Here is a 19,828-nt window from a genome sequence, read left to right as displayed (position 1 = left end):
GCCCCGGCCGAGGCAGGCCGGGGCGTGCGGCGTATCAGGGGGCGTTCAGCTCGCTGGGCGCCCCGTGGAACCCCGAACCACCAGCTTCACAGGAATATCCCCCTGCGTGGGTGTACGTCCCTCCAGAACGGCCAGCAGGGCCTCCATGCCCCGTTCCCCGAACAGTTCGGCGTCCAGTCGTACGGTCGTCAGTTCGGGGTCGAGGGCCGTGGCGAGGGCGAGGTCGTCGAGGCCGGTGATGGAGATGTCCTCCGGTACGCGCAGTCCGAGGCGTCGCGCGGCCTTGTAGGCGCCGGCCGCGAGTTTGTCGTCGTCGCACACCAGGGCCGTGGGCCGGGGTCCGGGACCGGCCAATGCGGTTTCGGCGGCGGTGAGGGCCCCGTCGATGGAGATCGGCGCGGCGGTCGTACGCAGGGTCGTCCCTGGCACTGCCTCCAGCCGTGCGGTGAGTTCCCGCGCACGTACGTCGAAGGTCCAGGAGGGTACGTCGGCGGCCAGGTGGAGGAAGTGGCGGTGTCCGAGTTGCAGCAGGTGGTCGGCGACCTGGCGTACTCCGTCGCGGATGTCGAGGTTGACGGTCGCGGCCCCGAGGCTGCCCTCGGGGTCGCTGTCGAGCATCACGAGGGGGAGTTGGTCGCCGCGGATGGCGGTGAGGGCGTCGGCGGCCATGGAGGAGGCGATGACGCCGTCGAGTGCGGCCTGTGCGGAGGCGAAGGGGTCGCGGGCGGGGCCGACGCCCTCGGGGGAGGGGTAGAGGACGACGCCGAAGCCGTGTTCGGCGGCGACGCGGGCGGCGCCTGTGTACACGCCTGCGAAGAACTCGGTTGTCAGGGCCGGTACCACGAGCAGCACGGTCCGTGTGCGGCCGAGGCGGAGGTTGCGTGCGGCGAGGTTGGGCCGGTAGCCCAGTTCCCGCGCGGTTTCCCGGACGCGTTCGGCTGTGGTTTCCGAGACGCGGCCGCGCCATTTGTTGCCGAGGACCAGGGAGACCGCGGCCTGGGAGACTCCGGCGGCCTGGGCGACGTCACGGCTCGTGGGTCGTGTACTACCTCGTGCCACCGTCGGCCTGCTCCTTCGTCTGGACTCGCGGACAGGGCACATGGTACGTATGACGGGGGACGTTATACGTAACACTTCACTCGTCGAGAGCCCTTCGAGAGGCAGGACATGGCCGCCGGATACATGGAGATCTTCAGGGCGCGGCATGCCGCGCGGCTGCTCGCGGGCACGTTGGTGGGGCGGTTGCCGAACGCCACCGCGGCGATCGCGATCGTGCTCTTCGTGCGGGCGGAGGGTGGTACGTACAGCCTCGCGGGGGCGCTCGCCGCGGTGTACGGGGTCGCCAATGCCGTGGGGCAGCCGCTGTTGGGGCGGCTGGTGGATCTGTACGGGCAGCCGCGGGTGCAGTTGCCCGCGGCCGTCGTCTCGGCCCTGGGGATGACCGTCTTCGCTCTCGTGGGTCTGGAGCCGCTTCCGCTGGCGTATCTCTCCATGATCGTCGCGGGGCTGTTCACGCCTCCTCTTGAGGGTGGTCTGCGGGCTCTGTGGTCCTCGGTCCTCCGTAAGGAGGAGCAGGTGCACACGGCGTATGCGATGGATGCGGTGGCGCAGGAGGTCATGTTCACGGTCGGGCCGCTGCTGGTGACGCTGTGTGTGGCGTTGTGGTCGGCGCAGGCGGCGCTGATCGTGTTGAACGTGATCGGGGTGCTCGGGGCGCTCTGGGTGGTCGTGTCGCCGCCTTCGCGGGCGTGGCGTTCGGTGCCGCGTGAGGCGCACTGGCTGGGTGCGCTGCGTTCGCCCGGGCTCCTGGTGTTGCTGGGTGCGTTCTTGTTCGTGGGTATCGCGCTCGGTTCCATCACGGTGGCCGCCGTGTCGTACGCGGACGGCAACGGTGGGGACGTGGTGTACGGCTGGCTCATGGCGGGCGTCGGGCTCGGTGCGCTCGTCGGTGGTACGGCGTACGGGGCGCGGCAGTGGAACGGGGTGCCGGAGCGTCGACTCCAGGTGTTGGTGGCGTTGCTGGCGGTCTGTTATGTGCCGTTGACGTTGATGCCGGGGCCGGTGGTGATGACGGTGCTGATGGCGCTCGCCGGTGTGTTCCTGGCGCCGGCCATCGCCTGTTCCTTCGTGCTCGTCGACCGGCACGCGCTGCGCGGCACGGTCACGGAGGCGTTCTCGTGGATCGTGACGACGTTCATGGTCGGTCAGTCGTTCGGAGCGGCCGCCGCGGGGCCGGTCGTCGAGTGGGGCGGGACGGTGTGGGGCTTCGTCGTGCCGGGTGCCGCGGGGTGTGTGTCGCTGCTGGTTCTGCTGGCTACGGGGCGTCTTCTCGCTCTTCCTTCCGGGGGTGCGGTGGTCGCGGTCTCATCGGAAAATGATCCAAACCGTGCTGTCGAACCCCGTTTCAGCTCGGTCGATCGGGCGTAATGTTCAGTCATGGACCGCCGCATTTTCGGGCTGGAGAACGAGTACGGCGTCACGTGCACGTTCAGGGGACAGCGCCGTCTGTCTCCTGACGAGGTGGCGCGGTACCTCTTCCGCCGTGTCGTGTCATGGGGCCGCAGCAGCAATGTGTTTCTGCGGAACGGGGCCCGTCTGTATCTCGACGTGGGCTCACATCCGGAATACGCGACACCCGAATGTGACAACGTGACCGAGCTGGTCACTCACGACAAGGCCGGCGAGCGCATTCTCGAAGGACTGCTGGTCGACGCCGAACGCCGCCTGCACGAGGAGGGAATCGCGGGCGACGTCTATCTCTTCAAGAACAACACCGACTCGGCGGGCAACTCGTATGGTTGCCACGAGAACTATCTGGTGGCCCGGCACGGGGAGTTCTCCCGGCTCGCGGACATCCTCATCCCGTTCCTCGTCACACGGCAGCTGTTGTGCGGCGCGGGCAAGGTGCTGCAGACCCCGCGTGGTGCGGTGTACTGCGTGAGTCAGCGGGCGGAGCACATCTGGGAGGGCGTCAGCTCGGCGACCACCCGCTCCCGGCCGATCATCAACACCCGCGACGAGCCGCACGCGGATGCCGAGCGGTACCGCCGGCTGCACGTCATCGTGGGCGACTCGAACATGTCCGAGACGACCATGCTGCTCAAGGTCGGTGCCACCGACCTGGTGCTGCGCATGATCGAGGCGGGCACGGTGATGCGTGACCTCACTCTGGAGAACCCGATTCGGGCGATCCGCGAGGTCAGCCATGACATCACGGGCCGCCGCAAGGTGCGGCTGGCCAGTGGCCGGGAGGCCTCCGCGCTGGAGGTGCAGCGCGAGTACTACGAGAAGGCCGTGGACTTCTGTGAGCGCCGCGGGATTCGTACGGGCACGGTCGAGCAGGTCCTGGAGCTGTGGGGCCGCACGCTGGACGCGATCGAGGCGGAGGACCTCGACCGGATCGGCACCGAAATCGACTGGGTGATGAAGTACAAGCTCATCGAGCGGTACCGGGCCAAGCACAACATGACCATGTCGCATCCGCGGGTCGCGCAGATAGACCTCGCGTATCACGACATTCACCGCCGTCGGGGTCTCTACTACCTTCTGGAGAGGAAAGGCCAAGCCGCCCGTATCTGCAATGACTTGAAGATCTTCGAGGGCAAGTCGGTTCCGCCGCAGACCACTCGGGCCCGCCTTCGCGGTGACTTCATCCGGCGGGCGCAGGAACAGCGCCGGGATTTCACGGTCGACTGGGTGCATCTGAAGCTCAACGACCAGGCGCAGCGCACGGTGTTGTGCAAGGACCCGTTCCGTTCGGTGGACGACCGGGTGGAGAAGTTGATCGCGGGAATGTGAGCTGAAAATGTTCCGGCCCGGTTTCCGGAACGCAACGCGGGGCGCCGTACGTTTGCCGTACGGCGCCCTTCTCACGCCGTAGAGTTGCGCGCACGCCATCCGACAAGATCGACCGATACGAGGCCCTCATCGTGCGCCGACGCTCACTCCTCATCGCTGTCCCCGCTGGACTGGTCACGCTCTCCGCCTGTGGTGACGAAAAGGCCGACTCGGCCAAGGCCAGCAGCAGCCCCTCCGCGTCGGCGAGCGAGGCGAAGCCGCCGAAGATCGTGGACGGTCCTCTGCCGGCGATCACGGCGGGTGTGAAGTTCGACGAGAAGCCGACCGTGGCCAAGGGCAGCGGGGATCCGTCGAAGGACCTGGCGGTGAAGACGGTCATCGCGGGCACCGGCAGGACGGTCGTCGAGGGTGACTACATCCAGGCGCACTACCTGGGTCAGGTCTGGAACACGGCCAAGGTCTTCGACAACTCCTACGACCGTAAGACGCCGCTGGTCATCCAGCTCACCCCGCAGGGCATCATCGACGGCTGGCGCTACGCCCTGACCGGTAAGAAGGCCGGCAGCCGTGTCGAGATGTCCGTGCCCCCGACCTGGGGTTACGGCACCGAGGGCAACGCGCAGGCGGGCATCAAGGGCACCGACACGCTGGTGTTCGTCGTCGACATCCAGGACACGTTCAACGCCAAGAGCTCCGCGAAGGGCACCGAGGTCGCGCAGGACAATGTGGATCTGCCGAAGGTGGGCACCAACACCGACGGCAAGGCTCCCTCCATCGAGGTCCCCAAGGTGGACCCGCCGACCAAGCTGGTGGCGAACTACATCCTGGAGGGCGACGGCCCCGAGCTGGCCGCCGACGACAGCGTCCTCGTGCAGTACAAGGGCGTGCTGTGGGACACGGGCAAGGAGTTCGACTCCTCGTACAGCCGGGAGCAGCTGAGCTCGTTCGGGCTGCAGCAGGTCGTCAAGGGCTGGTCCCAGGGCATGACCGGCAAGAAGGTGGGCAGTCGCCTGCTCATCGTGATTCCGCCGAAGCTGGGTTACGGGGACACGCCGCCGAGTGGCAGCGACATCAAGAAGGACTCCACGATGGTGTTCACCGTGGACATCCTCGCGAAGATGTGAAGCTCGGGGATGCGAGACTGTTCCGCGTTGCCTTGTTCGTAAACAAGCAGGAGCCTGAAGACGTGAGCATTGAGAAGCCCGAGATCGACTTCCCCGGTGGCGAGCCCCCGAAGGACCTTGAGATCAAGGACATCTGGGAGGGCGACGGCGAGGTGGCGAAGGCCGGCCAGACCGTCTCCGTGCACTACGTGGGTGTCGCCTTCAGCACCGGCGAGGAGTTCGACGCCAGCTGGAACCGCGGTCAGCCGTTCCGCTTCCCGCTCGGTGGCGGTCGTGTCATCAAGGGCTGGGACCAGGGCGTGCAGGGCATGAAGGTCGGCGGCCGTCGTCAGCTGACCATTCCGGCCCACCTGGCCTACGGCAACCAGAGCCCCACCCCGGCGATCAAGCCCGGCGAGACGCTGATCTTCGTGGTGGACCTGCTCGGGGTCTGACCGTCACAGGGGTCTGACCGTCACAGGGGTCTGACCGTCACAGGGGTCTGACCGTCATAGGGGGGCGTGCTCGGGTCGGTCGTGCCGCGACCGGTATCGACCGACTGGGGTTCGCGCCTGTGTCGTCTGGGGTCCATGCCTGTCCGGGCATGGGCCCTCGGCTTTTGCCGCGATGCTTCGTAGCGGTACGGTCATCCGCTAGAAGCACCTTAGGGAAGGGCGTCGATGGCCATTGCCAAGGCCGAGCGGTTGATGAACCTGGCGCTGTGTCTGCTGGGGACGCGCCGGCCGCTCAGCAAGCGCGAGCTGCGGGATTCCATCGAGGCGTATGTCGAGGCCGCCAGGCCGGGTATGGACGCAGCCGGGTCCGACGACTCCTTCAACCGCATGTTCGAGCGCGACAAGGACGACCTTCGCGAACTCGGCCTGGTCATCGAGACGGTGGAGAACCTGGAGGGCGAAGTCGGGTATCAGGCCCGCCGCGACAGCAACAGCCTTCCGCCGATCACCCTCGACGCCGAGGAGGCCGCCGCCCTCGGTGTCGCGGCCAAGGTCTGGCAGCAGGCCCGGCTCGCCGGTGCCGCGAGCGGCGCCCTGCAGAAGCTGCGCGCGGCGGGGCTTCCGGAGGACGTCGACCCGTACGAGGCCCATGGCGCGCTGGAGCCGCGCATCCCCGTGCACGAGGCCGCCTTCGAGCCGCTGATGCTGGCCTGCCGCGACCGCCGCCCGGTCGTCTTCGACTACCGCAAGGCCACCGCCGCCCGCCCCGAGCCCCGCCATGTCGAGCCGTGGGCGCTCGAGTGCTGGCGCGGCCACTGGTATCTCGCCGGCTTCGACCGCGACCGGGGCGCCGAGCGCGTCTTCCGGCTCTCGCGGATCACCGGCAAGGTGCGCAGCCGGGGGAGTGCCTTCACCGCGCCGGTCCCGGACGTCGTCACCGTGCGGGAGACGGTCGCGAGCTGGGCGGGGGAGACCGCGGACCGCTCCGCGCTGATCCGGCTGCGCTCCGGCGCGGGCTACCCGCTGCGGGCCAGGGCGAGTGCCGTGCGGGAACTGGGGGACGGCTGGGACGAGTTGGAGATTCCGTACGGGCACGGTCTGGACGCCTGGCTGGTGGAGTTCGGGCCCGATGTGGTGGTCCTGGAGCCGGCTGAGCTGCGGGCCGATGTGGTGGACCGGCTGCGTGCCGTGGCCAAGGGCTGAAGGGGACGTAAGAACGTGGTGGGAAAACCGGCCCGGCCGGGGAACGCCATCGACCAGACCCGGCGGATGCTCTCCCTGGTGACGTATCTGCGGGAGCGGCCCGGCGCCCGGATCGAGGACGTCGCCCGTGCCTTCGGGATCACCGAGGACGAGCTGGTCTCGGACCTCGATGTGCTGCCCATGTGCGGGACCAGCTTCCGCGGGGGTGACCTGCTCGACATCGACACCGACGGCGAGCGCATCTGGTGGCACAACCCGGCCGCGCTCGGCGCGGAGACCGCCGAGCCGCTCAGGCTGGCCGCCGACGAGGCGACCGCGCTGCTGGTGGCCGCCCGCGCGGTGGCCACGCTGCCCGGGCTGCGCGAGGGCGACCGGCAGGCGCTGCTGCGGGCCACCGCGAAGGTGGAGGCCGCTGCGGGCGAGGCGGCCGGGGCCAGCTCACGGCTCTCGGTGACCTTCGAATCGGAGGGCGGGGTCTTCGCGGACGTCGACCGGGCCATCTCGGAGCGCCGCCGCCTGTGGATCCGCTACTACTCGCCGGCCCGTGACGAGGTCACCGAACGCGAGATCGACCCGATCCGTCTGGTCAGCGTCGGGCACACGTACGTCGAGGCCTGGTGCCGTCGCTCCGAGGCGCGCCGTACGTTCCGGCTGGACCGGGTCGCCGAGATCAAGATCCTCGACGAGCCGTCCGCGCCGCCCGAGATCGAGTTGCGGGATCTGTCGGAGGCGCTGGTGCAGCCCGCCGCCGAGGACCCGGAGGTCGTGGTGGAGGTCGGTCCGGGCGGGCGCTGGGTCGCCGAGTACTACCCGCACGACAGCGCCGATGAGCTGCCGGAGGGTGGGCTGCGGATCTCTCTGCGGACGCCCGACCCGGCCTCGCTGCGGCGCCTCGCGCTGCGGCTCGGGCGCGACGGCCGGATCGTCTCGCCCGCGGACCTCGCGGACAGCGCCCGCCGGGCGGCCCGTGAGGCGCTGGCGGCCTACGACGAGGTCGTACCCGCGTACGACGGGCCGCGGGGCTCGCTCGGCGAGGTGGCCGGGGTCCAGGACCGGCGGCGGTACGACGGGCGTGAGTGAGCCGCGAGGGCGATCCGGGGGCGACGAACGACCACACAAGGGAGGCGCGGGGGTTGTGAGCGGCGGTTCGGCTATGTCTGGTGTGCAGGGCGTGCAGGAGATGTCCGTGGCGGTCGCCTTCGCGGGTATGAAGAGGGCGGTCGACGTGGTCTTCAGAGCCGGCTGCCCCGACTGCCGGGCCAATTTCGAGTTGGGCGCGAGCGCCCTCCGCCTCGCCATCGGCGCCACCAGCAACACCACCTTCTACTCCTTCACCTGCCCCGAGTGCGGCGTCGCCGTCCGTAAGCCGGCCGGGGAACGGATCGTCGAGCTGCTGACCGGGGGCGGGGTCAGGACCTTGCGGCTGCATTCGGCGGGCTAGGGTCTGCCCGGCGGATCAGGCCGGCGGTTGTGCCGGGGACCTTGTGACCGGGGGTGAGCGGGGCCTGGTGCGTGCAGCTGCAAGGCGGTGGAAGGAGTCGACGCGGAGCGTCGGCGACTGACGACAACGCGGCAGATGCGCGTGCCAGGCCCCGCGTCGCTGGCCGGATCCGCCGGGCAGGCCCTAGGGTCGTCGCCATGTTCTGGCCGATGTTTGCCGTTGCCGTGGGGTTCGTGGGTCTTGCCGTGCTGGGGGTGCTTGCCGTGCGGGTCTTTGTGGAGGCTCAGCGGCTGGGGCGGCAGGTCGCGGAGTCGGCTCGGCGGATCAATCGGGCGGCGGAGGAGCTGGAGCGGGCGACGGTGAGCGCGGCCCGCTCTGTGGACGCTCTGTGAGTTCCGGCCGAGCCTGCTGTGAGTTGGCTGCCGGGTGCCATATGTGCCACTTCGCCCTGTCACCTTCACACCATCGGCAGGTACGCTGCCTGTCGCGGCACGGAGAACGAGGCCCGAGTCGCGAATCGGGAGTACGCACAGGGATTGCCTCGCATTCACCCCTGAGCGTTACGATCGCTGCCAACACGATTGTTCGGACACATGTCCGACCGGTCGGACAGCCCCCACCTGCTGCCTCGGTGAGAAGGTAAAGACATATGTTCGGAAAGCTCGGCCCCACCGAGATCATTCTCATCCTCGTCGTCATCATCCTGCTCTTCGGCGCGAAGAAGCTTCCGGACATGGCGCGCTCGCTCGGCAAGTCCGCGCGCATCCTCAAGAGCGAGGCCAAGGCGATGAAGTCGGACGGTCAGGAGGACACCACGGCCGCGTCCGCTCCGCCCACCCCCGGCGAGGCTCCGGCTCAGCGCACCATCCAGGCCGCCCCCGGTGACGTGACCAGCTCCCGCCCGGTCGCCGAGCCGACGGACACGACCAAGCGCTGACACAAGGCCGGACAAGTCTTCCGGCCTGCCGCACGAGATGAGGACGTGGGTTGCTCAAGTCTGCCCGCAAGAAGGAGAAGGACCCCGAGGGGCGGATGCCCCTCGTGGAGCACCTTCGTGAGCTCCGCAACCGGCTGGGCAAGTCGATCCTGGCCATCATGCTGGCCGCGGTGGTGGGGTTGGTCTTCTATCAGGAGATCATCAACTTCCTGACCCGGCCCGTCCAGGAGTCCGTCGGCTGTACGAAGGCGTTCACGGAGCTCGCCAAGCAGAGCAAGGGGGCCTGCGGCAACATCACGATGTCGGGCCTGATGGGCCCGTTCACGCTGATGATCAAGGTGTCGCTGACGGCCGGTGTCGTCATCGCCAGCCCGGTCTGGCTCTACCAGCTCTGGGCGTTCATTGCGCCCGGTCTGCACCGGCACGAGAAGCGCTACTCGACGGCCTTCGTCGCGGCGGGCTTCCCGCTGTTCATGATGGGCGCCTACTTCTCGTACCACGTGCTGCCCGCGGCCGCCGAGGTCATGATCGGCTTCACTCCCGACGGCGCCGTCAACCTGCTGCCCCTGGACGAGTTGCTGGACCTCGTGACCCGCATGGTGATCGTCTTCGGGCTCGCCTTCGAACTGCCGCTGCTGCTGGTCATGATGAACATGACCGGCATGGTCACCGGGCGCCGGATGCTGGGCTGGTGGCGGCCCATGATCATGGGTGTCACCCTGTTCGCCGCCTTCGCCACGCCCACGGTCGACCCCGTGTCGATGATCGCGCTCGCCGCGCCGATCATCCTGCTCTACTTCCTCGCCACCGGCTTCGCCCTGGTGAACGACAAGCGCAAGCGGCGTCGCGAGGCCCTGGAGCCCGACGACGACGAGGCCTCCGAACTGGATCTCACCCCCGAGGCCATCGGCGAGGTCGAGGCGGTCTCCGCCAGCCGGTCGCTGCCGTCCCAGGCGGACCCCGAGCACGAGCGGATCAACGGCTACGACGACGTCACCTGAGACACGGGCTGTACGCGGCCGGGGCGCCCACGGGGCGCACCCGGCCGCTTCTGCGCGCGGGCAGATATCCGGATAATGATCGTCCTGTTGTCAGTGGGGCCCGGTACGCTCGAAAGCACGATGACAGAGGACCTCTCCCCGGCCGAGCGGTATGCGGCAGCACGTAGGCGCGCTGCCGAGCAGGCCACCGCGCTCGCGTCCTTCCGCGAGATGTACGACTTCGGTCTCGACCCCTTCCAGATCGAGGCCTGCCAGGCGCTGGAAGCCGGCAAGGGCGTGCTCGTGGCCGCCCCCACCGGCTCGGGCAAGACGATCGTCGGCGAGTTCGCCGTCCACCTCGCCCTCCGGCAGGGCAAGAAGTGCTTCTACACGACCCCCATCAAGGCACTGTCGAACCAGAAGTACGCCGACCTGTGCCGCCGTTACGGCGCCGAGAAGGTCGGCCTGCTCACGGGCGACAACAGCGTCAACTCCGACGCCCCCGTGGTCGTGATGACCACCGAGGTGCTGCGGAACATGCTGTACGCGGGCTCCCAGACCCTCATCGGTCTCGGCCACGTGGTCATGGACGAGGTGCACTACCTCTCCGACCGCTTCCGCGGGGCCGTATGGGAGGAAGTGATCATCCACCTCCCGGAGTCCGTCACCCTCGTCTCGCTGTCGGCGACCGTGTCGAACGCCGAGGAGTTCGGCGACTGGCTGGACACCGTGCGCGGCGACACCGAGGTGATCGTCTCCGAGCACCGGCCCGTGCCGCTGTTCCAGCACGTCCTCGCCGGGCGGCGGATGCACGACCTCTTCGAGGAGGGCGAGGGCCACAAGAAGGCCGTCAACCCCGACCTCACGCGCATGGCGCGCATGGAGGCCAGCCGCCCCTCCTTCCAGGACCGCAGGCGCGGCCGCGCCATGCGCGAGGCCGACCGTGAGCGCGAGCGCAGACAGCGTTCCAGGGTGTGGATCCCGAGCCGGCCCGAAGTGATCGAACGGCTCGACTCCGAAGGCCTGTTGCCCGCCATCACCTTCATCTTCAGCCGCGCCGCCTGCGAGGCCGCCGTACAGCAGTGCCTGTACGCGGGGCTCCGGCTCAACGACGACGACGCCCGGCTCAGAGTGCGCGCCCTCGTCGAGGAGCGCACGGCGTCGATCCCCGCCGAAGACCTGCACGTCCTCGGCTACTACGAGTGGTTGGAAGGCCTGGAGCGCGGCATAGCGGCCCACCACGCGGGCATGCTGCCGACGTTCAAGGAGGTCGTCGAGGAGCTCTTCGTACGCGGCCTGGTCAAGGCCGTGTTCGCCACCGAGACCCTCGCCCTCGGCATCAACATGCCCGCCCGCTCGGTGGTGTTGGAGAAGCTCGTCAAGTGGAACGGCGAGCAGCACGCCGACATCACACCGGGTGAGTACACGCAGTTGACGGGGCGGGCCGGCCGGCGTGGCATCGATGTGGAGGGGCATGCGGTCGTGCTGTGGCAGCGCGGCATGAACCCCGATCATCTGGCCGGCCTCGCGGGTACGCGTACGTATCCGCTGCGCTCCAGCTTCAAGCCGTCGTACAACATGGCGGTCAACCTGGTCGAGCAGTTCGGGCGGCATCGGTCCCGCGAATTGCTGGAGACGTCGTTCGCGCAGTTCCAGGCCGACAAGTCCGTCGTCGGGATCTCCCGGCAGGTGCAGCGCAACGAGGAGGGTCTGGAGGGCTACAAGGAGTCCATGACCTGCCACCTCGGCGACTTCGAGGAGTACGCGCGCCTGCGGCGGGAGCTGAAGGACCGCGAGACCGAGCTGGCCAAGCAGGGAGCGGCCCAGCGGCGTGCCGAGGCCGCCGTGGCGCTGGAGAAGCTCAAGCCCGGGGACGTCATCCATGTCCCGACCGGCAAGTACGCCGGACTCGCGCTGGTCCTGGACCCCGGGCTGCCCGCCGGGCGGTCCAACGGCCACCGGGGCTTCGAGTACCACGACGGGCCGCGTCCGCTGGTGCTGACCGCCGAGCGGCAGGTCAAGCGGCTGGCGTCGATGGACTTCCCGGTGCCGGTCGAGGCCCTGGAGAGGATGCGGATCCCGAAGTCCTTCAACCCGCGCTCGCCCCAGTCGCGACGGGATCTGGCCTCCGCGCTGCGCACCAAGGCCGGGCATCTCGTGCCTGACCGGCACCGCAAGCGGAGGGCTGCCGCCGCCGACGACCGCGAGATAGCGCGGCTGCGGACCGAGCTGCGGGCCCATCCGTGCCATGGCTGCAACGACCGTGAGGACCACGCCCGTTGGGCCGAGCGCTACTACCGGCTCAAGCGGGACACCGCGCAGCTGGAGCGGCGTATCGAGGGGCGAACGAACACGATCGCGCGGACCTTTGATCGCATCGTCGCCCTGTTGACCGAGCTGGACTACCTGCGGGGTGACGAGGTCACCGAGCACGGGAAGAGGCTCGCACGGCTCTACGGTGAGCTGGATCTGCTCGCGAGTGAGTGCCTGCGGGCCGGTGTGTGGGAGGGCCTGGGCCCGGCTGAGCTCGCGGCGTGTGTTTCGGCGCTCGTGTACGAGGCCCGGGTCGGCGATGACGCGATGGCGCCGAAGCTGCCGTCCGGCAATGCCAAGGCCGCGCTGGGGGAGATGGTGCGGATCTGGGGGCGGCTGGACGCGCTGGAGGAGGAGTTCCGGATCACGCAGAGCGAAGGGGTCGGGCAGCGTGAGCCCGACCTCGGCTTCGCCTGGGCCGCGTACATGTGGGCGTCGGGGAAGGGACTCGACGAGGTGCTTCGGGAGGCGGAGATGCCGGCCGGGGACTTTGTGCGGTGGTGCAAGCAGGTGATCGATGTGCTGGGGCAGATCTCGGCCGCGGCGCCCTCCGGGTCGAGCGTGGGGAAGAGTGCGCGTAAGGCTGTGGATGGGCTGTTGCGTGGGGTGGTCGCCTACTCGTCGGTGGGGTAGTTGTTATCTGGCGGCTGACGGGTAGTCGGTGGCTGGTCGCGCGCACGCGGCGGAGCCGCATATCGATACAGCCCCGCGCCCCTGGGGATGCTGTCCCTGCTCAGCGGTTCAGATATGAGCGCCAGCTGCCGTACCTCGTGATGTCCTCGGCGTCCGCCAGGGCGTCAGGCTCGCAGAGGAAGCCGGGGACATGGGTGCCGTCGGAGAGTTCGATCGTGCCCAGGGTCATGGGGCGGGGAAGGGCCGCCAGTAGGCGGCCCAGGCCTTCTGCGGGGAGGCGCCATACCTCCGTCTCGATTGAGGCGCCGTCCTCGCCCGCGTGGACCAGGCCCGGCTTGGGTGGGGTCGTTCGCAGGGCGTGCAGGCGGTAGACCGGGGCCGTTGTGGTCGTTCGTTCCAGGTGGGCGCCCAAGGACAGGAGCTGAGGGTTCAGCGGCTGGTCCGAGAGGTGGGCGCCCACCACGGCCAGCTGGGGCTCCGGTTGGAGGAGCGCGGCGATGCGGGCCAGGCGGGCGTCCGTGAACGCCGGTCCGATCAGCATGACGCCGAAGGGGAGGCCGTTCGCCTCGCCCGCCGGGACGGCCACCGCGGCCTGGTCGAAGAGGTTCGTGGAGTTGGTGAAGCGGCCCAGGCGGGCGTTCGAGCCCAGCGGGTCGGCGGCCACTTCGGCGAGGGTGGGGTGGCCCGGAGTGGTGGGCAGCAACAGGGCGTCCGCGTCGGCCAGTTCGGTGAGGGCCCGGGTGCGCAGGTCGGCCAGGTGGGCCTGGTCGGTGAAGAGTTGGTGGGCCGGGATGTCGCGGGCGCGGGTGATGATGCCGACGACGGTGGGATCGAGGGAGTCGACTCCGTCTGTGATCGCCTTGTCGATAAAGCTTCCTACGGCTGTGTAGCGCTCGGCGACGAACGCGCCCTGGTACAGCATCGCCGCCGCCTCGGTGAAGGGGGTGAGGTCGAGGGGGCGGATCTCCGCGCCTGCGGAGGCCAGTTGGTGTACTGCCGCCTCGTATGCCTCCGCCCAGCCCTCGTCCAGCTCGCCGAGTTGGTCGCGCGGGGGGACGGCGACGCGCCAGGGACTGGGGGCGCGCTGGGGCAGGGGCGGGAGGTCGCGGGACGGCGGGGAGGCCATGTGGGCGAGGGCCTGTTCGGCTTCCGGGAGGGTGCGGGCGAACACCGTCACGCAGTCCAGGGAGGCGCAGGCCGGGACGACGCCGGTGGTGGGGACCAGGCCTCGGGTGGGCTTCAGTCCGACGATGCCGTTGAAGGCGGCGGGGACGCGGCCGGAGCCCGCCGTGTCCGTGCCGAGGGCGAAGTCGACGATGCCGAGGGCTACCGCTACGGCCGAGCCCGAGCTGGAGCCGCCGCTGATGCGGGTCGGGTCGTGGGCGTTGCGGACGGCGCCGTGGGGGGAACGGGTGCCGACGAGGCCTGTGGCGAACTGGTCGAGGTTGGTGATGCCGAGGACGATGGCGCCGGCGTTGCGGAGGCGGGCGACCACGGGGGCGTCGGACTCCGGTGTGTACGCGTAGGCCGGGCAGCCGGCGGTGGTGGGGAGGCCGTGGACGTCGATGTTGCCCTTGACGGCGAAGAGGCGGCCGGCGAGGGGGAGGTGGTTGCCGGCGGCGAGACGTTCGTCGATGGAGCGGGCCTCGGCCTCGACCTCTGGTTGTCGGCGCAGGTCGATCCAGAGCTCGGGGCGGTTTACGGCGTCGATGCGGGCGTAGGCCGTACGGACTCTGGTGAGGGTGTGCTGCTGGGGCGACATCTGTGTTCCTTGGCTCGGTGGTGCGGTCGGCTGCGGGCCGGTGGGCGGTCTGTGCCCACCCTCCCCCACTCTCGGCTTCTCCCCCACTCTCGACTTCGCTCGAGCGGGAGGTGCCCCCATGAGCGGGAGGTGCCCCCATCGCCCTGCGGAACGACTGCCCACAGACCGCGGCGGCGGCTTCAGGGCGCCCGGGATCCTGTCGGCGCCAGAACGACCAGTGCCGTGCCGGCCTCCACCTGGGTGCCCGGCATGGTCAACAGCTCCTGGACCACGCCGTTCACAGGGGAGTCGACTCGGGACTCCATCTTCATGGCTTCCAGGGTGAGGAGGGGCTGGCCGGGGGTGACCGTGTCGCCCACGTCGACGTGGAGTTGCCATACCGACGCCGGGAACTCGGCCTCGATCAGGTGGCCGCCTGCCGGGATCTCCGTCTGCGCGGGCGGTGCCGGCGGTGTCGTGGGGGTCTCCGCTCTCGTGAACTCGCCTGCCGCTTCCCAGGCCGCCCGCTCCGCTGCGAAGGCGGACTGCTGGCGGGCTCTGAAGTCGGCTATGGAGTCGGCGTGTTCCGCCAGGAACGTCTCGTGGTCGGCCAGGGAGAAGACGCCCTCCTCCACGCGCGGGACGAAGCGGCCCGACACGATGTCCGCCCGTAGGTTCAGGAGTTCCTCCGCGTCGACCGGGTACCACTTGATGCGGTCGAAGAAGCGCAGCAGCCAGGGAGAGCCCGGTTCGAAGGCGCCGCGTTGCTGCCAGGGGGACCAGACCTGGGTGGTGCGGCCGACGAACTGGTAGCCGCCGGGACCCTCCATGCCGTAGACGCAGAGGTACGCGCCGCCGATGCCGACGGAGTTCTCCGCGGTCCAGGTGCGGGCCGGGTTGTACTTCGTCGTCACCAGGCGGTGGCGGGGGTCGAGCGGGGTGGCCACGGGGGCACCCAGGTAGACGTCGCCCAGGCCAAGGACCAGGTACTCCGCGTCGAAGACCGTGTCGTAGACGTCCGCCACCGACGCCAGGCCGTTGACGCGGCGGATGAACTCGATGTTCCACGGGCACCAGGGCGCGTCGTCGCGGACGCCTGCCATGTAGCGGGCGATGGCCTCGCGGGTCGCGGGGTCGTCCCAGGAGAGGGGGAGGTGGATGGTGCGGGAGGGGACGACCAGTTCGTCCGCCGGGGGCAGTGCCGCCGCGATCCGGCGTACCTGTGTGAGGAGTTCGGACGGGGGCAGGGTGGCCGGGTTCGTCTGGATCTGGAGGGAGCGGATGCCGGGGGTGAGGTCGGTGACGCCGTCGATGGCGGCTTCCGCCACCGCCTCCATCAGGGCGTGCACCCGCATGCGCAGGGCGAGGTCCAGTTGCATGGGGCCGAACTCGACCAGCAGGTTGTCGTCGCCACTGCGGCGGTACGTCACATTGCCGTCGCGGGCCAGTACGCCGCTGTCGACGATCGGCGGGCGGGGCGAGGTGTCGTCGGACACCGGCCGGAAGCGGACCGTGTCGCCGGGGCGGAACTGGCCGAGCTTCCAGCGTTCCGTGGAGATCACCGTGGCCGGGCAGACGAAGCCGCCCAGTGAGGGGCCGTCGGGACCGAGCAGGACCGGCATGTCGCCGGTGAAGTCGACGGCGCCGACCGAGTACGGGGTGTCGTGGATGTTGGAGGGGTGCAGGCCCGCCTCGCCGCCGTCGCCGCGCGCCCAGCGCGGCTTCGGCCCGACCAGCCGTACACCGGTGCGGGCCGAGTTGAAGTGGACCTTCCAGTCGGCGGCGTAGAACTCGTGGATGTCGTCCTCGGTGAAGAACTCCGGCGCCGCGTGCGGGCCTTCGAGGGCGGCCACCTGCCAGACGGAGCCGAACTCGGGGCGCGCGTCCACCGGGACGGGTGAGCCCCCGGTGACGGCTCCGCCGTGCAGGATGTCGCCCGTCCGCAGGGCGCGGCCGCCGTGCCCGCCGAAGCGGCCCAGGGTGAAGGTGGCCGCGCTGCCGAGGAACGACGGTACGTCCAGGCCGTCGCCCGCGAAGAGCACATAGGTGCGCAGGCCGTGTTCCGCCGGTGCGCCGACGGCCAGCACGGCTCCGGCGGGCACCGTCACCGGCTCCCACTGCCGGACCGGTGAGCCGTCCACGGTCACGGGGGCGGGGGCGCCCGTCACACAGACGGTCGTGGCGTGGGTGAAGCGCAGCGACGGCCCCTGGAGGGTGCATTCGAGGCCGGGGGCGCCGTCGGAGTTGCCGAGCGCCCGGTTACCCAGGCGGAAGGACAGGTCATCCATGGGGCCGCAGGGCGGCACGCCGACCTGCCAGTAGCCGGTGCGGCCTGGCCAGTCCTGCACGGTGGTGAGGGTGCCGCCGGAGACGACCTCGATGCGCGGGGTCGGGTCGCTCACCGATGCCAGGGTCGCGGTGGAGTGGGTGGCCTGCTCGAAGTCCTTTTGTGTGAGCGCCGCCCGGACCAGCCCCAGGTTCGTCTCGATGCCGTCGACGCGGGTCCTGGCCAGCGCCTCGTCGAGCCGCCGCAGCGCGTGCGCGCGGTCCGAGCTGTACGCGACGACCTTCGCGAGCAGCGGATCGTACGACGTCGTGACCTCGGTACCTGTCTCCACCCAGCCGTCCACGCGCACACCTTGCGGGAACTCGACCCGGGTCAACAGGCCCGCGCTCGGCCGGTGTTCGCGGGCCGGGTCCTCGGCGTAGACGCGGGCCTCGACGGCGTGGCCGCGGGGTTGCGCCGGGGCCTGGACGACGGCGGAGTCGCCGCGCGCCAGGCGCAGCATCCAGGCGACGAGGTCGACGCCGTAGATCTCCTCGGTGACCGGATGCTCCACCTGGAGGCGGGTGTTGACCTCCAGGAAGTACGCCTCCTCGCGTGCGGTGTCGTATACGAACTCGACGGTTCCGGCGGAGCGGTACTCGACGCTCGCGCACAGGTCGCGGGCGGAGGCGGTCAGTTGCGCGCGGACATGGTCGGGGAGGCCTGGGGCCGGGGCCTCCTCGACGACCTTCTGGTTGCGGCGTTGAAGGGTGCAGTCGCGGTCGCCGAAGGTGACGACGAGGCCGTCGCCGTCGCCGAAGACCTGCACCTCGACATGGCGGGCCCGCTCGACGAGGCGTTCGAGGTAGACACCTGACGAAGACGCCGCGGAGAACGAAGCGGCGGCGACGCGCTGCACCCGCTCCCAGGCCTCGGTCAGTTCATCGACGGATCGACATGCCGCCATACCGATACCGCCTCCGCCGCCGGTGGCCTTGAGCATCACCGGCCAGCCGATGGCCGCGGCCCGGTCGAGGGCCTCGTCGAGCGAGGCCAGCAGCCCGGTGCCGGGGAGCAGGGGGACGCCCGCGGCCTCGGCGGCCGCCCGCGCCGTGTGTTTCGTGCCGAACAGCTCCAGCTGCTCGGGGGTCGGCCCCACGAACACGATGTCCGCGTCCACGCAGCGGCGGGCGAAGGCCGCGTCCTCGGAGAGGAAGCCGTAGCCGGGATGGATCGCCCCCGCGCCCGCGTCCTTGGCGGCCTTCAGGACCAGGTCCGCGTCGAGGTACGACTCCTTCGCGGGCGCCGGGCCGAGCCGTACCGCCTCGTCGGCGAGCCGGACATGGGGCGTGGCGCGGTCGGCGTCGGAGTACACCGCGACCGTGCGCAGGCCGAGTTCGCGGGCGGTGCGGATGATGCGTACGGCGATCTCGCCCCGGTTGGCGACCAGCAGGGTGTCGAAGGTCATGCGCCGCCTGCCTCGGTGATCGTCATCTCCACCGCCGTCGGGTCGAAGCCGTTGCAGGGGTTGTTGATCTGGGGGCAGTTGGAGACGAGGACGAGTACGTCGCGTTCGGCGCGCAGGGTCAGGGAGAGGCCCGGGGCGGAGATGCCGTCGACGATGCCGAGGGTGCCGTCCTTCTCGACGGGCACGTTCATGTACCAGTTGATGTTCGAGACGAGGTCGCGTTTGCCCAGGCCGTGTTTGGCGCCCTCCGCGAGGAAGTTGTCCACGCAGGCGTGCTGCGACCAGGTGTGGTGGCCGTACCGCAGGGTGTTCGACTCCTTGGAGCAGGCGCCGCCGACCGTGTCGTGCCGGCCCACGTCGTCGGCGACCACGGTCATCAGCGGAGTGTGCTCGTTGGACATCAGCACGCTGCCGGTGGTGAGGAAGATTCCGCCCTGCGCGTGGATGGTGTCGGGGGCGCTGTAGCGGACGGACGTGTCGTGGGCGTCGTACACGAGGAAGTCGACGGCCTGGTTTCCGTGCAGATCGGTGATGGTGAGGGCGGCGCCGGCGCGGATCACGGACGACCAGGCGGCGCGGGCGGGAACGACCACGGTCTTCACGCGATCCCCCTCGCGGCGAGGAACTCGGCGGTGTTGAGGAAGGCGCGGCGGCCCTCGGGGGTGGCGTCCCACAGGGCGTCGCCGGGCCGGGTCGGCCGGGCGCGCCAGGCGAGGACCTCCAGCGCGGTGCTGACGTACTCCGGGCGCGGATCGACCGGATGCGGCACATTGGCGATCAGTACGGTCACGTCCTGCTCGGCGCGCAGCGTCACGCTGCCGCCGGGGCCGACGGAGCCGGTGAAGTCGAGGGTGCCGTCGTCGCGTACCCGCACGCCCTGGAAGAAGGAGAGCGAGGGCGGCAGATCGCGCGGGTCGAGTCCGTTCTTGGCGGCGGCGAGCTTGAACAGCTCGCGCCCGGCGGGGGAGGGGGACTGCGGGGTGCCGTCCCCGTATCGCTCGGTGTTGCGTACGAGAGTGGAGGTGCCGCACAGCGCGTCGTGCCGGCCCGAGGTGTCGGCGACGACCGAGGCGAGGACGCGGCCCTGGTCGGACAGGAGCAGGACGCCCTCGCCGAGGTAGGCGTTCCACTGGACCTTGACCGTGTCCGCGACGTTCAGCCGCTCCCAGGGCCGGTCGGCGTGGTGGAGCAGCAGATGCGCGCAGGCGTCGCCGTGCGTATCGGTCAGGCGGAACTCCGTGCCGCGGGCCAGCACCCTGTGCGTGTAGTTGCCGCCCGCCACCGTCTCCGCCCACACCAGGCGGCTCGCCTCACAGGGGGGTTCCGGCCAACTGCTCGCCGGTACGACGGGCATCGCCTCGGTGCGGGTGCCCTCCTGCGCCCTGGCGTGATCACGTGCTCCGTACGTCGTCGCTGTCGCCATCGCGGGGCCTCCGGGTGCTCCGGTGATTTCTGTCGCTCGACAGAAACTATGAGTGGGTGACGTCGAG

16 protein-coding genes are annotated in these 19,828 nt (G+C 70.0%); 11 read left to right on the top strand and 5 right to left on the bottom strand.

What is annotated here, in order from left to right:
* Window positions 1-45 precede the first annotated feature (45 nt).
* Window positions 46-1,059: a LacI family DNA-binding transcriptional regulator gene (locus CES90_RS28695; RefSeq protein WP_189785880.1), complete on the bottom strand. Its 1,014-nt coding sequence runs from the start codon at window positions 1,057-1,059 to the stop codon at window positions 46-48.
* A gap of 108 nt (window positions 1,060-1,167) precedes the next feature.
* On the opposite strand from CES90_RS28695, the gene CES90_RS28690 reads away from it, so the two are divergent.
* The 11 genes from CES90_RS28690 (at window position 1,168) to CES90_RS28640 (ending at window position 12,863) form a co-directional block, all read left to right on the top strand.
* Window positions 1,168-2,427: an MFS transporter gene (locus tag CES90_RS28690; RefSeq protein WP_189785881.1), complete on the top strand. Its 1,260-nt coding sequence runs from the start codon at window positions 1,168-1,170 to the stop codon at window positions 2,425-2,427.
* 9 nt (window positions 2,428-2,436) lie between these two features.
* Entirely contained in the window at window positions 2,437-3,798 is a 1,362-nt protein-coding gene (gene pafA, locus CES90_RS28685; protein WP_059196529.1) for a Pup--protein ligase, read from the top strand.
* 131 nt (window positions 3,799-3,929) lie between these two features.
* Window positions 3,930-4,922 carry an FKBP-type peptidyl-prolyl cis-trans isomerase gene (locus CES90_RS28680; protein WP_189785882.1) on the top strand — a complete coding sequence of 331 codons (993 nt, stop codon included), beginning with the start codon at window positions 3,930-3,932 and terminating at the stop codon, window positions 4,920-4,922.
* Between the two features lie 62 nt (window positions 4,923-4,984).
* Window positions 4,985-5,356 (top strand): FKBP-type peptidyl-prolyl cis-trans isomerase, encoded by a 372-nt coding sequence (locus CES90_RS28675; protein WP_189785883.1) that lies wholly within the window; start codon window positions 4,985-4,987, stop codon window positions 5,354-5,356.
* Between the two features lie 225 nt (window positions 5,357-5,581).
* The gene (locus CES90_RS28670) at window positions 5,582-6,559 is read left to right on the top strand and encodes a helix-turn-helix transcriptional regulator (RefSeq protein ID WP_189785884.1); all 978 of its coding nucleotides are present in this window, start codon (window positions 5,582-5,584) and stop codon (window positions 6,557-6,559) included.
* A 15-nt stretch (window positions 6,560-6,574) separates the two neighbouring features.
* Window positions 6,575-7,639: a helix-turn-helix transcriptional regulator gene (locus CES90_RS28665; protein WP_189785885.1), complete on the top strand. Its 1,065-nt coding sequence runs from the start codon at window positions 6,575-6,577 to the stop codon at window positions 7,637-7,639.
* 73 nt (window positions 7,640-7,712) lie between these two features.
* Window positions 7,713-8,000 carry a hypothetical protein gene (locus tag CES90_RS28660; RefSeq protein ID WP_189785886.1) on the top strand — a complete coding sequence of 96 codons (288 nt, stop codon included), beginning with the start codon at window positions 7,713-7,715 and terminating at the stop codon, window positions 7,998-8,000.
* Window positions 8,001-8,197: 197 nt separating this feature from the next.
* Entirely contained in the window at window positions 8,198-8,392 is a 195-nt protein-coding gene (locus tag CES90_RS28655) for a hypothetical protein (protein ID WP_189785887.1), read from the top strand.
* 257 nt (window positions 8,393-8,649) lie between these two features.
* Complete coding sequence (tatA, locus tag CES90_RS28650) at window positions 8,650-8,937, top strand: Sec-independent protein translocase subunit TatA (RefSeq protein ID WP_189785888.1); 288 nt, start codon at window positions 8,650-8,652, stop codon at window positions 8,935-8,937.
* Window positions 8,938-8,987: 50 nt separating this feature from the next.
* Window positions 8,988-9,938 carry a twin-arginine translocase subunit TatC gene (tatC, locus tag CES90_RS28645; RefSeq protein WP_189785889.1) on the top strand — a complete coding sequence of 317 codons (951 nt, stop codon included), beginning with the start codon at window positions 8,988-8,990 and terminating at the stop codon, window positions 9,936-9,938.
* 75 nt (window positions 9,939-10,013) lie between these two features.
* The gene (locus tag CES90_RS28640; protein ID WP_189785890.1) at window positions 10,014-12,863 is read left to right on the top strand and encodes a DEAD/DEAH box helicase; all 2,850 of its coding nucleotides are present in this window, start codon (window positions 10,014-10,016) and stop codon (window positions 12,861-12,863) included.
* 100 nt (window positions 12,864-12,963) lie between these two features.
* Here the strand turns inward: CES90_RS28640 and atzF are convergent, their stop codons facing one another.
* From atzF to CES90_RS28620, 4 genes are all read right to left on the bottom strand, one after another.
* The gene (gene atzF / locus CES90_RS28635) at window positions 12,964-14,625 is read right to left on the bottom strand and encodes an allophanate hydrolase (protein ID WP_189785891.1); all 1,662 of its coding nucleotides are present in this window, start codon (window positions 14,623-14,625) and stop codon (window positions 12,964-12,966) included.
* 179 nt (window positions 14,626-14,804) lie between these two features.
* On the bottom strand, window positions 14,805-18,338 hold the full coding sequence (locus CES90_RS28630) for a 5-oxoprolinase/urea amidolyase family protein (protein ID WP_189785892.1): 3,534 nt from the start codon (window positions 18,336-18,338) through the stop codon (window positions 14,805-14,807).
* The gene (locus CES90_RS28625; protein WP_189785893.1) at window positions 18,335-18,940 is read right to left on the bottom strand and encodes an urea amidolyase associated protein UAAP2; all 606 of its coding nucleotides are present in this window, start codon (window positions 18,938-18,940) and stop codon (window positions 18,335-18,337) included. The genes CES90_RS28630 and CES90_RS28625 overlap by 4 nt, the downstream gene beginning before the upstream one ends.
* Window positions 18,937-19,761 carry an urea amidolyase associated protein UAAP1 gene (locus CES90_RS28620; RefSeq protein WP_189785894.1) on the bottom strand — a complete coding sequence of 275 codons (825 nt, stop codon included), beginning with the start codon at window positions 19,759-19,761 and terminating at the stop codon, window positions 18,937-18,939. Before CES90_RS28620 ends, CES90_RS28625 begins: the two co-directional genes overlap by 4 nt.
* Window positions 19,762-19,828 lie beyond the last annotated feature (67 nt).

It is taken from the genome of Streptomyces capitiformicae (assembly GCF_002214185.1).
GTDB lineage: Bacteria > Actinomycetota > Actinomycetes > Streptomycetales > Streptomycetaceae > Streptomyces > Streptomyces capitiformicae.
The sequence above is the reverse complement of the archived record's forward strand: the minus strand, read 5'-3'. Positions and strand labels throughout refer to the sequence as shown.